Raw genomic sequence first — 452 nt, 5'->3', positions numbered from 1 at the left:
ACTATGAGCAAATCGCTGGAATGCCGATGGCAGCGTAACTCCAGCAAAACCGTCTCCGAAGTTCCCGGTGCGCTTCAATGCGCACAACGGCGTCGGTGGGTTTGACAATCTGTGGATCCGGACGGTCCTCGAAGCGAATGTCGCGCGCTCCGTAGAGCATGGTGGCTTGCATGGTTACTTTGCTCCTGTTGGGGTAACTAATTGGCGGCCCAGCGCCTCGCGTGCACGGCCGGCAACATCGACGTCCACGCGGTCGGCCAGTACCTGGATGAGCTGGCGCGACTGATGGGCAGTGAGGCCCACGTTCAAGCTAATGCCTCTGTGCGACTGCGACTCGGTGCCAGGCAGTGCCAAAAGCATACTCACCGTTGCAAGCGTAAGCGCCTCATCTCGACCGTTCTCTCGCCGGCGGTGAATAGAGGTAATTTGGTTCCCACCAAACTTTTTAGCGG

At 58.6% G+C, this 452-nt stretch carries 1 pseudogene; it reads right to left on the bottom strand.

What is annotated here, in order from left to right:
• Positions 1-174: 174 nt before the first annotated feature.
• Positions 175-452 (bottom strand): annotated as a pseudogene (locus tag NCT03_RS33705) (hypothetical protein); the annotation flags it as partial.

The sequence above is a fragment of the Caballeronia sp. GAWG1-1 genome (assembly GCF_023631465.1).
Classification (GTDB): domain Bacteria; phylum Pseudomonadota; class Gammaproteobacteria; order Burkholderiales; family Burkholderiaceae; genus Caballeronia.
The sequence above is the reverse complement of the archived record's forward strand: the minus strand, read 5'-3'. Positions and strand labels throughout refer to the sequence as shown.